The sequence below is a fragment of the Sphingomonas bacterium genome, from assembly GCF_903642285.1.
Classification (GTDB): domain Bacteria; phylum Pseudomonadota; class Alphaproteobacteria; order Sphingomonadales; family Sphingomonadaceae; genus Sphingomonas.
On the sequence record NZ_CAHJWJ010000016.1, the window covers coordinates 24,844 to 38,480 of the forward strand.

Below are 13,637 nucleotides of genomic sequence, written 5' to 3' on the forward strand. Positions count from 1 at the left end.
TTTTCGTCATGCCGGGACGAGCCCGGCATGACGGAAGAATTAGGCTCCCCGCTCAGCGAGCACCCGCTCCCACGCCAGCGCGTCGCGGACGATCGTGTCGAGATCGTCGCGCTCGGGCCGCCAGTCGAGTGCCGCGAGGATCGCCGCGTTATCCGCCACCAGCGCGGCAGGATCGCCCGCGCGCCGACCCTCCATCCGGCGATCGATCTTCATGTTGGTCACGCGGTCGACCGCGTCGAGCACTTCGTTGACCGAGAAACCCCGGCCATAGCCGCAATTGAGGATATGGCTTTCCGCCGGCTGTGCGACGAGGAGGTCGAGCGCGGCGACATGCGCGGCCGCCAAGTCCGACACATGGATATAATCGCGCACACCGGTGCCGTCGGGCGTGTCGAAATCGGTGCCGAATATGCCGACGTGCGTACGCTTTCCCGTCGCCGCCTCGACCGCGATCTTGATGAGATGAGTCGCGCCGATCGTCGACTGACCGCTGCGTCCGGCGGGGTCGGCACCCGCGACGTTGAAATAGCGAAGCGCGCAGAAATTCATCGGATGCGCGGCGGCGACATCCTTCAGCATCGCCTCGGTCATCAGCTTGGACATGCCGTAGGGATTGATCGGCACCGTCGGATCGCCCTCCGCGACCGGCACCTTGGCCGGCGTGCCATAGGTCGCCGCGGTCGAGGAGAAGATGAAATGGGGAACGCCCTCCGCGACCGCGCTTTCGAGCAGCGCCTCGGTCGCCGCGGTGTTGTTGCGGTAATATTTGAGCGGGTTCGCCACCGACTCCGGCACCACGACCGATCCGGCGAAATGCACGATCGCCTTGACGGCGTGATCGCGGATGATGTCGCGCACCCGCGCGTCCGCGACGTTCGCCTCGACCAAAGTCGCGCGGGGATCGACCGCCCAGGCGAACCCGGTGACGAGATTGTCGACCACCACCACCCGGTGCCCCGCATCGAGCAGCGCCAGTACCGCATGACTGCCGATATAGCCTGCGCCCCCCGTCACCATCACCGCGCCGTCGATCATGCGTTCATCCTACCCTTTGCGCGCGACCTAGCGGCTTCCTATCTGCAGGGAAAGTTCAGGAGATGATCGATGACGGACTATGCGACGCTGGCAGGCGGCTGTTTCTGGTGCACCGAGGCGGTGTTCAAGGATGTGATCGGCGTCGAGAGCGTCGAGAGCGGCTATATCGGGGGGCATGTCGACAATCCGACCTACAAGCAGGTCTGCCGCGGGGATACTGGCCATGCCGAGGCGATCCGGATTGGCTATGATCCAGCGCAGTTAGCGCTAGGCGATCTGCTCGATATCTTCTTCGCGACGCACGATGCGACGCAACTGAACCGGCAGGGCAACGACGTCGGCACGCAATATCGCTCCGCGATGTTCCCGGCGGACGACGCGCAAGCGGCGGCGATGACGGCGGCGAAGGACCGCGCGCAGGCGGAGTCGGCCAAGCCGGTCGTCACCACGATCGAGCCGATGGCCGAGTGGTTTCCGGCCGAGGGCTATCACCAGGATTATTGGGAAACATCGGGCCGGTCGAACCCCTATTGCATGGCGGTGATCCCGCCCAAGCTGCAGAAACTGCGCAAGAGCTTCGCGGCGCGGTCGCGGGCGGTGGCGGCCTAACGGTGTGCGGCGCGGCGCAGGCGATCGTTGATCGCCACGCCGATGCCGTATTCGGGGATCGGCGCGACGGCGATGCGCACGGCGGGCGTGGCGTCGGCGCGGTGGAGCGCGGCGAACAGGTTCGCGGCGGCTTCGACGGGTGTGTTGCCGAGGGTTTCGTCGCCTGGGGTCGCGCCGTAGCCGATCAGCCATTCGTCGGGCGCGGCGCTGGTAGCGTTTAGCCGGAGGGGCTTTCGCGGGGCATAGTGGCTGGCGAGCTGGCCGGGCGCGTTCACCCCCGATTCTCCCTCCGGCAAAGGCCGGGGCCCAGTTGCCGGACGGTCGTGATCGGCCGATCGCGCCGTTACCGAGTTCGTGGCGACTGGGCCGCGGCCTTCGCCGGGTGGGGGCGTCGGGGTGGAGAAACAACCGGCAACCATCGCCGCCGTCACCGGCCCTGGTCGCAGGATCGCACGCCCTGAAACGATCGTCGACTCCACCCCCGCCGCGCATGCGCCGTCGTCGACGACGAGCGGCACCCGGTTCCCCAAACTCGCCACGACATGCGCCGCGGTCGTCGGGCTGATCGCGTTGCTCGCATTGGCCGACGGTGCCGCGAGCGGACGCCCGCACACCGCCAACAGGTCGCGCATTGCCCGCCCCGCCGGCGCGCGGATCGCGACCGTCTCCAGCCCCGCGGTCACCAGCGACGCGATCCCTGCCTGCGCCCGCAACGGCAGCACCAGCGTCAGCGGCCCGGGCCAGAACGCCGCCGCCAGAACCCGCGCATCGTCGTCGAATACCGCGATCCGCTCGGCCGCGACCAGATCGAGCACATGCACGATCAGCGGGTTGAAGCTCGGTCGCCCCTTCGCAGTATAGATCGCCGCGGCCGCTTCCGCATTCGTGGCGTCCGCCGCCAGGCCATAGACCGTCTCGGTCGGCACTGCGACGATTCCACCCGCCAGGATCGACGCCGCGGCATCCTGGATCACCGCCGGGCCATATGGCCGGACTTGTGGGTTTGGACACGCCATTGTGCAGCGCTATAGCGTCCTGAATACCGAGCCATAAAGAGGATGCGCGCCATGGTCTTCACCCCCGCGACCGAAGAACAGCGTTTTCTGCTGCGTCACGTCGTCGACATCGAGCAACTGGCGGCGACCGAGCGGTTCGCGGCGGCGAGCGACGACGTGGTGGAAGCGGTGCTGGACGGCGTCGGTGCCTTCGCGGCGGGGGAATGGGCACCGCTCAACCGGATCGGCGATACGGTGGGCGCGAAATGGACGCCCGACGGCGTGGTGATGCCCGAAGGGTTCGCGGCGGCGTACAAGGATTATGTCGCGGGCGGCTGGGGCACGATCGGCGTGCCGGAGGAATTTGGCGGGCAGGGCCTGCCCTTCGCGATCCAGACCGCGGTGCTCGACACGCTTGGGTCGGCGAACATGGGCTTCGCGCTTTGCCCGACTCTGACGGTCGGCGCGATCGAGGCGTTGGCGCATCATGGTAGCCCCGAACAGCAGGCGCTGTACCTGCCCAAACTCGCGACCGGCGAATGGACGGGCACGATGAACCTGACCGAGCCGCAGGCGGGCAGCGATGTCGGGGCGCTGCGTGCAACCGCGAAGCCGCTCGGCGACGGGAAATGGTCGATCAAGGGAACCAAGATCTATATCTCGTTCGGCGATCACGACATGGCGGCCAACATCGTCCACCTCGTGCTGGCACGGACCCCCGATGCGCCCGCGGGAACACGCGGTATCTCGTTGTTTCTGGTGCCGAAATTCCGGCTGACGGACGATGGCGCGCCGGGCGGCCTGAACGACGTCCGGGTGGTGTCGATCGAGCACAAGATGGGCCTTCACGCGTCGCCCACCTGCGTGCTGAGTTTCGGCGATCACGACGATTGCATCGGCGAGCTGATCGGCGCCGAACATGGCGGCATACGCGCGATGTTCACGATGATGAACAATGCGCGGCTGAACGTCGGGCTGCAGGGCGTGCAGGTGGCAGAAGGCGCGACGCAGGGCGCGGTCGCCTATGCGCTGGACCGCGTGCAGTCGGCACGTGCGGGATCGCCCAGCAAGGAGTCCGTAAAGATCGTCGAGCATCCCGACGTCCGCCGCATGCTGATGCGGATGAAGGCGCAGACGCAGGCGGCGCGCGCCTTGGTCTATTACGCAGCGGGGCAGGTCGACCGCGCCGGCTTGGGAGATGCCGCGGCGAAGGCGCGGCTCGAACTCGTTACGCCGCTGGCCAAGGCGCACGGCACCGATCTGGGCAACGAAGTCGCGTCGATCGGTATCCAGATCCATGGCGGCATGGGCTATGTCGAGGAGACGGGCGCGGCGCAATATTTCCGCGATGCGCGGATCACGCCGATCTACGAAGGCACCAACGGCATCCAGGCGGCGGACCTTGTCGGGCGCAAATTGTCGATGGAGAACGGCGCGGTCTTCGCCGCGCTGATCGCCGACATCCGCGGCGAGGCGAAGGATGCGCGCCTGCTGGCGTTGGTCGATGCGTGCGAGGGCATCGGTCGACGGCTGGCGACGGCGGACGCGGACGACAGGCTGGCGGCAAGCTATCCGTTCCTGACGATGCTGTCGGTCGCGACCTGCGGCTGGCTGATGGAACGGCAGGGCCGGTTCGCTGACGACAGCGCGTTCGGCCGTATGAAGGCGGCGGCGGTGCGCTTCTATCTCGACCAGATCGTACCCGAGGCGATGGGGCTGGAGGCCGCGGCGACCGCCAGCGCGGCGGTCCTGTATGCGGTCGAGCCGGAATTGTTCGCGGCGTGAACGCGGTGCGCTTGGGATAAAGGGTGTTCCCCCGCGAAAGCGGGGGTCCAGGGGCGGCTAGCGCATCGCCCGTAACCCTGGACCCCCGCGTTCGCGGGGGAACGGTGGAGGATACCATCATGTTTGATCTCGATACCTGGAAGAGGTGATGGCGTTGGGGTTCGGGGACTGAGCGCAGTCTGCCGCGGCCATATTTCTCACCCCGGCGAAGGCCGGGGCCGGTTGCACGACGTTCGTTACGGCGCGCATCGCTCCAAAACGGGGTTCACCGCAGCTGGGCCCCGGCCTTCGCCGGGGTGGCGGCGGGTGCGGGCAATCCTAAACCCCCTCACGCTCCACCAAATCCGCCACGTCCAACCCGAGCAGGTCGATATACCCCCGGATCCGCGGCCACTGCGTATCGACGAACGCCGCGCGTTCCGCCACGCGCAGTGCCTCGACCGCGCCGGGCAGCACGAACATGCCGACGCCGCGGCGGACCTCGACATAGCCGTCGTCCTGGAAACTCTGATACGCCTTGGCGACCGTCAGCGGGTTCGCGCCATGTTCGGCGGCAAAGGCGCGAACCGAGGGGAGCTGGTCGCCGGCCGCATAGTCGCCGCGCAATATGCCGGCCGCGATCGTCGCACGCAGTCGGATATAGACCGGGCTGTCCTCGTTGCTGAGCGCTGTCATGCCGTCTTAATACAGCAATTGGGCGATAGGTCGAGTCTCAACCTATCCAGCGGCTGACCAACCGTTCCATATCGGGCCGCGGACGCTCGTCGAGCGGGCGCGAGGGGGTGCCGATGAACATGAAACCGGCGATCCGCTCGGAGTTGCGCCCGAACAGGTCGCGCACCGTATCGCTGAACGCCGCCCAGCCGGTCAGCCAGCCGCCGGCAAAGCCCATCGCGTGCGCGGCGTGGAGCAGGTTCATGCAGGCCGCGCCGGCGGACAGGTCCTGTTCCCATACCGGGATATGGCTGTCGGGTTTGGGCGAGGCGAGGACCACGACCAGGGCGGGCGCCTGCCGCGCGAATTGGGCGACGGCCTCGACCTCTCCCGGCCCCGCGGTGGGACGCTCCGCGCGGAATGCGGCGACCAGCTTGTCCGCCAGCGTGGCACGCCGGTCCATCGGCACGACGACGAAGCGCCATGGGGCGAGTTTGCCATGGTCCGGCGTCCGCGCGGCGACCGTCAGCATGGCGTCCAGTTGTGCATCGGTGGGACCCGGATCGCCCAGGTCACGGGGCTTGCCCGAACGGCGCGTGGCAAGGAGCGAGAGCGGGGTGGTGGCGTCGTTGAGCATGGTCGGCGACGTAGGCGTCTGCCCGCGATATTTACAGGGCGCGCTTTGCCGTTAGGGTCGCGGCCGACCAGCGCCGCGATCGCCGGCACCAAGTTTCAGGGAGTTGCCATATGGTCGATACGCCGACCGCCGACAGCCCGGCCGAGCCGGACATCAGCCATGTCGACATGCTGTCGGAGCGGACCTGGCTGGGTCATCCCCGCCAATTGTCGCGGCTGTTCACGATCGAGATGTGGGAGCGGTTCGGCTTCTACGGCATGCGCGCGGTGCTGGTCATCTACCTCACCAAGCATTTCCTGCTGGCGGACCACGAGGCGAGCGGGATCGTCGGCGGGTATCTCAGCCTCGTCTATCTGACGCCGGTCGTCGGCGGGTTGCTCGCGGACCGGTATCTGGGATCGAAGCGCGCGGTGAAGTTCGGCGCGCTCGTGATGGCGGTCGGGTATCTGCTGCTGTGCTTCGGCGGGCCGCAGGGTGCGCCCTATGCGACGATCGACGGCACGCGCTACGTCGTGTCGCAGGCACCTGCGAAGACCGTCATGGGCACCAGCGACGCGCCGCAGACGCTATCGCTGAACGGCCAGACGCTGACGATCCACGGCCTGCCCGACGGGTCGGTGCAGTTGCTGACCCCGGGGGGATCGGTGTCGCGCACGGTGGCGGCGACGTCCTTTTCCGCCGGTGCGGATCGTCCGGCCTTCTATACCGGGCTGCTGCTGTTCGCGCTCAGTCTGATCGTCATCGGCAACGGCTTCTTCAAACCCAATATCTCGACCATCGTCGGCGCGCTCTATGCCAAGGGCGACCGGCGACGCGATGCGGGGTTCACGATCTTCTATGCGGGGATCAATATCGGGTCGGTGCTGGGGCAGATCTTCTGTCCGCTGCTCGTCAACCTGTTCGGCTGGTGGGCGGGGTTCCTGATCGTGTCGGCGGTGCTGCTCGTCGGGTGGGCGACCGCGCAGTTCGATGGCGGGCGGCTCGACGGTTACGGCGAACCGCCGGTGCAGACCGGGCGCGACCGCGCGCCGCTGATCTACCTGCTGTCGCTGGCATCCGTCGCGATCTTCTGGCTGATCTTCCACAACGTCATGACCGCACCCGTCGCGGCGGCGGGCAGCGGGCTCGCGGGCTATGTCGCGGCGACGCCGTTCCTGGGCAAGGTGCTGTTCGTCGTGTTCCTCGCGGCGGTCATCGGCATTCCGATCTGGGCCGCGCGGGTCGGCGACAAGGTCGAGTTCCAGATGATGGTCGCGGCGATCATCCTGGTCGTCTTCAACGTCACCTTCTGGACCTTGTTCGAACAGGCGGCGTCGTCGCTGACGCTGTTCGCGGACCGCAACACGACGCTGTCGATCTTCGGCTTCACGATGTCGGCGGCGGCGACGCAGCAGTTCAACCCGATCTTCGTGGTCGCCTTCGCGCCGGTGCTGAGCTGGTGCTGGATCAGCCTGGCGAAGCGGGGACTGGAGCCGTCGATCCAGGTGAAGTTCGGGATCGCGTTGCTGCTGGTCGGGCTCGGCTTCGTCGTGCTGGCCTATAGCGGCTCTACTGCGAACGAGGCGTTCCGGGTGTCGCTGTGGTGGCTGGTACTCACCTATTTCCTGCACTCGATCGCCGAACTCTGCATTTCGCCGGTCGGGCTGTCGATGATCACCAAGCTATCGATCGCGCGGATCGTCGGCATGATGATGGGCGTATGGTTCCTGTCGATCTCGGTCGGCGAATATCTGGCGGGTGCGGCGGCGCAGGCGGCGTCGGTGCAGACGGTGGGCGGGCAAGTGACCAACCCCGAGCTGGCGCTGAACACCTATCTGCACACCTTCATGACGGGCGGCGAGCTGACGATCGGGGCGGGGGTGGTCCTGCTGCTGATCTCGCCGGTGCTGAAGAAGCTGATGCACGGGGTGGATTGAGGGGTCCGGAGCGCCGCGCTCTCCATAATCCGTCCGTCGCCCGGGCTTGCGCCGGGTCCAGGGCGTAGCAGATCGACGGTCGTTGCTTGCGGTCCTGGAGGCCGGGACGAGCCCGGCATGACGAGCTTTTACAACCGCGTCATCGCCATCGCCCGTTCGCCATAGCGCGGACCCGCGGTATTTCCCTTCGACGCGCTATCCAGCGTCGCGAGGTCGTCTGCCGACAGCGCGACGTCGACCGCCTTCATGCTGTCCTCCAGCGTGACGCGGCGTTTCGATCCCGGGATCGGTACGATGTCGGGCCCTTGCGCCAGCAGCCACGCCAGCGCGACCTGCGCGGGCGAGGCACCGTGCGCGTCGGCGATGGTCTTCACGACCGCGACCATCTCCATGTTCTTGGCGAAATTCTCGTCCGAATAGCGCGGGTCGTTGCGGCGGTAATCGCCCTCGGGCAGGTCGTCGCGGCTCGTGATCTGGCCGGTCAGGAACCCACGGCCGAGCGGGCTGTAGGGGACGAAACCGATCCCCAGTTCGCGGCACGTCGGCAGGATCTCGTCCTCGACATCGCGCTCCCACAGCGAATATTCGCTTTGCAGTGCCGCGATCGGGTGCGTCGCCGCGGCCTTGCGCAAAGTCGCGTCGCTCGCCTCGGACAGGCCGAGGTGACGGACCTTCCCTTCGGCGACCAGCTCGCCCATCGCGCCGACGGTGTCCTCGATCGGCACGTTCGGATCGACGCGGTGCTGGTACAGCAGGTCGATCGTCTCGACCCCCAATCGCCGCAGCGACCCCTCGCACGCGCGGCGGACATTGGCGGGGGTGGAATCGACCCCGCTCATCCCCTTCTCGTCGTAACGGAAGCCGAACTTGGTCGCGATGACCACGCCGTCGCGCTTGCCGCGGATCGCCTGGCCCAGCAGCGCCTCGTTCTTCAGCGGGCCGTAGATCTCCGCGGTGTCGAACAGCGTCACGCCCAGCGCGATCGCGCGGTGGATCGTGGCGATGCTCTCCGCATCGTCCGCCTCGCCGTACATCCCCTTGCCGACGCCGGCCATCGGCATGCAGCCGAGCCCCAGCGCGGAGACCTCGAAAGCGGGGCCGAGCGTGCGGTACTTCATGCGGGTCTCTCCTTCGCCCGGTCGAGCCGGGCCACGAACGTCGTAACGGCGATGTCCATCGTCACGTTCCCGACGGTGCGGAACAGGTCGGGAATCGTCTCGACCGCGACGAGCAGCCCCAGCGCCTCGATCGGCACCCCCATCGCGATCGCGACCGGCGCGACGCTGGCGAAATAGCTGATGGTGCCGGGCAAGCTGACCGAGCCCATCGTCGTGATCGCCGCGGTCGCGACCCCCGCGGCGAGCGCGCCCGGCCCGATCGGCACCCCAAGCCAGCGTGCCACGTACAGCGCGACCGCCAGGTTCATGGCCGGACTCGTCGCGCGGAAGATCGCGACCGCGATCGGCAGGACGATCCCGGCGGTCGTGGGCGGTGCGCCCAGCGCTTCCGAACCTTTGAGCATCGCGGGCAGCGAGGCGAGCGAGGACTGGGTGCTGATCGCCACCGCCTGCGCGGGTCCCGCCGCACGCACGAACGCGCCCAGCCGCACGCGCCCCGCCAGCACCGCGAGCGGGTAGGCGGCGATCAAGACGACGATGCCGATCGACGATACGATGATGATGTAATGGGCGAGCGCGCCGAACGCCGCCGCCCCGGTCCGCGCGCCGACGCCGTACGCCAGCGCGAAGATGCCGATCGGCGCGAGCTTCAGGATCCAGCCGATGATGACGAGCATGGCATCGACGATCGCCTGGAAGAAACCGGTCAGCAGCTGACGCGGCACCGGGGCAAGCCGGGTGATCGCGAAGGCGAAGACCAGCGCGAAGACGGTGAGCGGCAGGAACGCATCCCCCGCCGCGGCGGCCAGCACGTTGGTCGGCACCACGGTCTCGAAGAAGGTGCCCATCGTGGGCGCGGCCCCCATCGGCGGTGCCTGCGTCAGTGCGGCGCGCAGCGCGGTGGACCAGGCGGTGGGCAGCGGCCACAGGTCGAGCAGCAGCGGCGTCAGCACCGCGGACATGATCGTGGTACTCCACAGGACGATCGTGATCGCCACGATCGCGCGACCGGCAATGCGGCCGGCACGCGCCGCATCCGCGGTTGCACCGACGCCCGTCACCAGCAGCCCGACGATCAGCGGCACGATCACCATCTGCAATCCGTGCAGCCAGGCCGAGCCGATCGGCTGCGTGAAGGCGGTTGCGGCCAATGCGCCGGTCGTCGACCAATGCGCCACGGCGATCCCCAGCACCAAACCGGCGACGAGCGCCAGCAATATGCGTGTAGCTTGCGACATACTCGCCCTTTCCCCCAAGCATCGCTATCTGCGACACGCTCGGATGACATAGCGGAACGGATACGCTGCGATGGCAAGGAAATATTTCGGCACCGACGGCATTCGCGGCGAGACCAACCAGGGCGCGATGACCGCGGCGATGGCGATGAAGGTCGGCATGGCGGCGGGCGCGTATTTCCTGCGCGGCGACCACCGCCACCGGGTGCTGATCGGCAAGGACACGCGGCTGTCGGGCTATATGCTCGAATCCGCGCTGGTCGCCGGGTTCACCAGCGTCGGCATGGACGTGGTGATGGTCGGCCCGATGCCCACCCCCGGCGTCGCGATGCTGACGCAATCGATGCGCGCGGACATCGGCGTGATGATCTCCGCCAGTCATAATCCGTACGCCGACAACGGCATCAAATTGTTCGGGCCCGACGGCTACAAGCTTTCCGACGAGGCGGAAACCGCGATCGAGGCGCTGATCGACAGCGACGTGCCGCTCGCCCCCTCCACATCGATCGGACGCGCGCGGCGGATCGACGACGCGCAGGGGCGCTACATCAATTCCGCCAAGGGGACCTTTCCCAAGGACCTGCGGCTCGACGGGATGCGCATCGTCATCGATTGCGCGAACGGTGCCGCCTACCGCGTCGCGCCATCCGCCCTGTGGGAGCTGGGTGCGGACGTCATCGCGATCGGGGTGACGCCCGATGGCACGAACATCAACGACGGCGTCGGATCGACCGCGCCGCAGACGCTGTCGGAGACCGTCGTCGCCAGCGGTGCGGACATCGGTATCGCGCTCGACGGCGATGCGGACCGGCTGATCGTCGTCGACGAAAAGGGCCGGGTGGTCGATGGCGACCAGCTGATGGCGACGATCGCCGCGGGCTGGGCGCGGGCCGGGCGGCTGGTCGGCGGCGGGCTGGTCGCGACGGTGATGTCGAACCTGGGGCTTGAGCGGCATCTGGCGGCGCAGGGGCTTGGGCTGGTGCGGACCGCGGTGGGGGATCGCCATGTGCTGGAGGCGATGCGGACGCGCGGGTACAATGTCGGCGGCGAGCAGTCGGGGCACATCATCCTCGCCGATTACGGCACCACGGGCGACGGACTGGTCGCGGCGTTGCAGGTCCTGGCCGAGGTCCGCCGCGCGGGCGCACCGGCGAGCGAGGTGCTCCACCGGTTCGAGCCGCTGCCGCAATTGCTGAAGAATGTCCGCTTCAAGGGCGGCAAGCCGCTCGACGCCGACAAGGTGAAGGCGGTGATCGCGGAGGCCGAGGCGGAACTGGCGGGCAAGGGGCGGCTGGTGATCCGGCCGTCGGGGACCGAACCGGTGATCCGCGTGATGGCGGAGGGTGACGATCCCGGCCAAGTGGAGCGCGTCGTCGACCGCATCTGCGACGCGGTGCGCGAGGCGGCGGCTTAGTCGTTTCCCTCTCCCTTCGGGAGAGGGAGGGAGGCCCGTAGGGCTGGAAGGGTGAGGGCAGTAACGGTCCTGCCCTCACCTCACGCCGCTGCTGGGCATGGCCGACCCGATGCTGTCAGCGGGAGAGGGGACAGAAGGAACGATGCTTGAAATGCACCCCGATTGCGAACGCTGCGGCGCGGATCTTCCCGCCGACGAGCCGGGCGCGTTCATCTGTTGGTTCGAATGCACCTTCTGCGCGGCCTGCGCCGATGCGCTCGACGATCGGTGCCCGAATTGCCGCGGCGAGCTGATGGACCGGCCGGCGCGGACGGGGGCGAATTTGAAGAAGCATCCGGCAGCGACGGTGCGGCGGTTTGCGGGCTCCTGATGGCGTGTCCGGACTTACGTTCGCATGCTTCCCGATATGCCACCCCGGCGAAGGCCGGGGTCCAGGTACGAGACATTGGTAATGGCACGGTGCCACCCGACAACGACTGGCTTCCCAACTGGACCCCGGCCTTCGCCGGGGTGGTTAATGCGTTTGCGTAACGGCGTAAGGCCTGTCCTACACGCCCCGATCCATGGCACACGCCCCGACATGATCGCACCATCTCCCTGCCGCCCATACCCCGCAAACACCCGTTTTGCGCGATGGGGGGGAATGCCATGGCACGCCTCCACTTCCTCCACTTCCGCGGATGTTTTCCAGTGAAAATCCCCCGCCTCCTCATCATCGCCGGCTCCGATTCCGGCGGCGGCGCGGGAATCCAGGCGGATATCAAGACGGTCACGATGCTCGGTGGTCATGCGATGACCGCGATCACCGCGGTCACCGCGCAGAACACGATGGGGGTGCAGGCGGTGCATCCCGTGCCGACCGACATCGTGCTGGTACAGATCGAGTCCGTGCTGTCCGATATCGGCGTCGATGCGGTTAAGATCGGGATGATCGGATCGGCCGAGACCGCGCATGCGGTCGCGGATCGGCTCGCGGCGCTCGACGTGCCGATCGTGTTCGATCCCGTCATGATCGCGACCAGCGGTGCGACGCTTGCGGATGCAGCCACGATCGCCGCGTTCGAGCGGCTCATGGCGACCGCGTCGGTGGTGACGCCCAACCTGCCCGAACTGGCCGCGCTCGGCGGCGAGGATGCGGTGCTTGCGCATGGCTGTCATCTTGTGGTGAAGGGTGGCCATGGCGAGACGAGCATGATCACCGACCGCCTGCTCGCGCCGGGCGGAATCCTGCTCGACGAACTGCACGGCACGCGGATCGATACCGATGATACGCACGGCACCGGCTGTACCTTCGCAAGCGCGCTCGCCTGCGGGCTCGGGTCGGGGCTGCCGATCGCGGATGCGTTCCGGCAGGCGGTGCGCTTCGTTCGTATCGCGCTGATCCACGCGCCCGGTCTGGGAAACGGGCACGGTCCGATGGGACATGCGCTGGGCGTCGTGCCGTTCGACGAGATCGAAGGCTGATGCCGCATCTGAAACACGAACGCCTCTGCCTGCCGCCCGTCGCCGGCGTCGACGAGGCCGGGCGCGGGCCGCTCGCCGGGCCGGTGGTCGCCGCAGCGGTGATATTGCCCGCCAAGGGCGTGCCACGGGGGATCGACGATTCGAAGAAGCTTTCCGCCGCCGAGCGCGAACGGCTGTGCGCGCTGCTCCACCAGCGCGCCTGTGTCGGGATCGGCGTGGTCGAGGCGGACGAGATCGACCGGCTGAACATCTACTGGGCGACGATGAAGGCGATGACGCTGGCGGTCGAGGCGCTCGCGCAATGCCTGGGCGCGGTGCCCGGCCATATCCTGGTCGACGGCAACCGGCTGCCGCGCTGGTCCTATGCCGCCACCGCGATCGTCGGCGGCGATGCGCTGTCGCTGTCGATCGCCGCCGCCTCGGTGATCGCGAAACATACCCGCGACACGATCATGCTGGCCCACGCCGATGTCCATCCGCATTATGGCTGGCATGCGAACAAGGGCTATGGCGCGCCCGCGCACCTGAAGGCGCTGCGCGATCATGGACCGTCGCCGCTGCACCGGCACAGTTTTGCGCCGGTCGCGGCAGCGGCGCGTGGTCGGATGTGCGTTGGCAGCGAAGCTGAGTCTTTTGCGCCACACCACCAAGGATAGCGGGTGACGGGCGGTAGCGGACTCAAGATGTCGGGCGCAGGACTCGTTCCGCCGCCGCGTTAACGATATCGCAACCGCGCGCGTTAACCAATGTTCGCTTGACGCAAGTCCGCGGTTTC

At 67.7% G+C, this 13,637-nt stretch carries 13 protein-coding genes; 7 read left to right on the top strand and 6 right to left on the bottom strand.

What is annotated here, in order from left to right; translation table 11 throughout:
• Positions 1 to 39 precede the first annotated feature (39 nt).
• Positions 40 to 1,035 (bottom strand): UDP-glucose 4-epimerase GalE, encoded by a 996-nt coding sequence (gene galE / locus HUU99_RS09525; RefSeq protein WP_174286344.1) that lies wholly within the window; start codon positions 1,033 to 1,035, stop codon positions 40 to 42.
• Positions 1,036 to 1,104: 69 nt separating this feature from the next.
• Between galE and msrA the strand changes: the two genes are divergently transcribed.
• Complete coding sequence (msrA, locus tag HUU99_RS09530) at positions 1,105 to 1,644, top strand: peptide-methionine (S)-S-oxide reductase MsrA (protein WP_174286345.1); 540 nt, start codon at positions 1,105 to 1,107, stop codon at positions 1,642 to 1,644.
• On the opposite strand, the gene HUU99_RS09535 is transcribed toward msrA, so the two are convergent.
• A complete protein-coding gene (locus tag HUU99_RS09535; protein WP_174286346.1) occupies positions 1,641 to 2,660 on the bottom strand; it encodes an L-threonylcarbamoyladenylate synthase in 1,020 nt (339 codons plus the stop codon). The genes msrA and HUU99_RS09535 overlap by 4 nt on opposite strands.
• 51 nt (positions 2,661 to 2,711) lie before the next feature.
• Here HUU99_RS09535 and HUU99_RS09540 point away from each other — a divergent pair, with 51 nt between their 5' ends.
• Positions 2,712 to 4,424, top strand: a complete 1,713-nt coding sequence (locus HUU99_RS09540; RefSeq protein ID WP_174286347.1) for an acyl-CoA dehydrogenase — start codon at positions 2,712 to 2,714, stop codon at positions 4,422 to 4,424.
• Between the two features lie 318 nt (positions 4,425 to 4,742).
• On the opposite strand, the gene HUU99_RS09545 is transcribed toward HUU99_RS09540, so the two are convergent.
• Together HUU99_RS09545 and HUU99_RS09550 are read right to left on the bottom strand one after the other, a co-directional pair.
• Positions 4,743 to 5,099 (bottom strand): GntR family transcriptional regulator, encoded by a 357-nt coding sequence (locus HUU99_RS09545; RefSeq protein WP_174286348.1) that lies wholly within the window; start codon positions 5,097 to 5,099, stop codon positions 4,743 to 4,745.
• Between the two features lie 37 nt (positions 5,100 to 5,136).
• Positions 5,137 to 5,715, bottom strand: a complete 579-nt coding sequence (locus HUU99_RS09550; RefSeq protein ID WP_174286349.1) for a nitroreductase family protein — start codon at positions 5,713 to 5,715, stop codon at positions 5,137 to 5,139.
• A gap of 110 nt (positions 5,716 to 5,825) precedes the next feature.
• Between HUU99_RS09550 and HUU99_RS09555 the strand changes: the two genes are divergently transcribed.
• Positions 5,826 to 7,631, top strand: a complete 1,806-nt coding sequence (locus HUU99_RS09555) for a peptide MFS transporter (RefSeq protein WP_174286350.1) — start codon at positions 5,826 to 5,828, stop codon at positions 7,629 to 7,631.
• A 128-nt stretch (positions 7,632 to 7,759) separates the two neighbouring features.
• Here the strand turns inward: HUU99_RS09555 and HUU99_RS09560 are convergent, their stop codons facing one another.
• The gene (locus HUU99_RS09560; RefSeq protein ID WP_174286351.1) at positions 7,760 to 8,749 is read right to left on the bottom strand and encodes an aldo/keto reductase; all 990 of its coding nucleotides are present in this window, start codon (positions 8,747 to 8,749) and stop codon (positions 7,760 to 7,762) included.
• Positions 8,746 to 9,987 carry a dicarboxylate/amino acid:cation symporter gene (locus HUU99_RS09565; RefSeq protein WP_174286352.1) on the bottom strand — a complete coding sequence of 414 codons (1,242 nt, stop codon included), beginning with the start codon at positions 9,985 to 9,987 and terminating at the stop codon, positions 8,746 to 8,748. Before HUU99_RS09565 ends, HUU99_RS09560 begins: the two co-directional genes overlap by 4 nt.
• A gap of 70 nt (positions 9,988 to 10,057) precedes the next feature.
• Between HUU99_RS09565 and glmM the strand changes: the two genes are divergently transcribed.
• The 4 genes from glmM to HUU99_RS09585 all read left to right on the top strand — a co-directional run bounded on the left by glmM (position 10,058) and on the right by HUU99_RS09585 (position 13,518).
• Entirely contained in the window at positions 10,058 to 11,398 is a 1,341-nt protein-coding gene (gene glmM / locus HUU99_RS09570; RefSeq protein WP_174286353.1) for a phosphoglucosamine mutase, read from the top strand.
• Between the two features lie 142 nt (positions 11,399 to 11,540).
• A complete protein-coding gene (locus HUU99_RS09575) occupies positions 11,541 to 11,768 on the top strand; it encodes a DUF1272 domain-containing protein (RefSeq protein ID WP_174286394.1) in 228 nt (75 codons plus the stop codon).
• A gap of 320 nt (positions 11,769 to 12,088) precedes the next feature.
• On the top strand, positions 12,089 to 12,862 hold the full coding sequence (gene thiD / locus HUU99_RS09580) for a bifunctional hydroxymethylpyrimidine kinase/phosphomethylpyrimidine kinase (protein WP_174286395.1): 774 nt from the start codon (positions 12,089 to 12,091) through the stop codon (positions 12,860 to 12,862).
• Positions 12,862 to 13,518, top strand: a complete 657-nt coding sequence (locus tag HUU99_RS09585) for a ribonuclease HII (RefSeq protein WP_174286354.1) — start codon at positions 12,862 to 12,864, stop codon at positions 13,516 to 13,518. Before thiD ends, HUU99_RS09585 begins: the two co-directional genes overlap by 1 nt.
• The last annotated feature ends 119 nt before the right edge of the window (positions 13,519 to 13,637 follow it).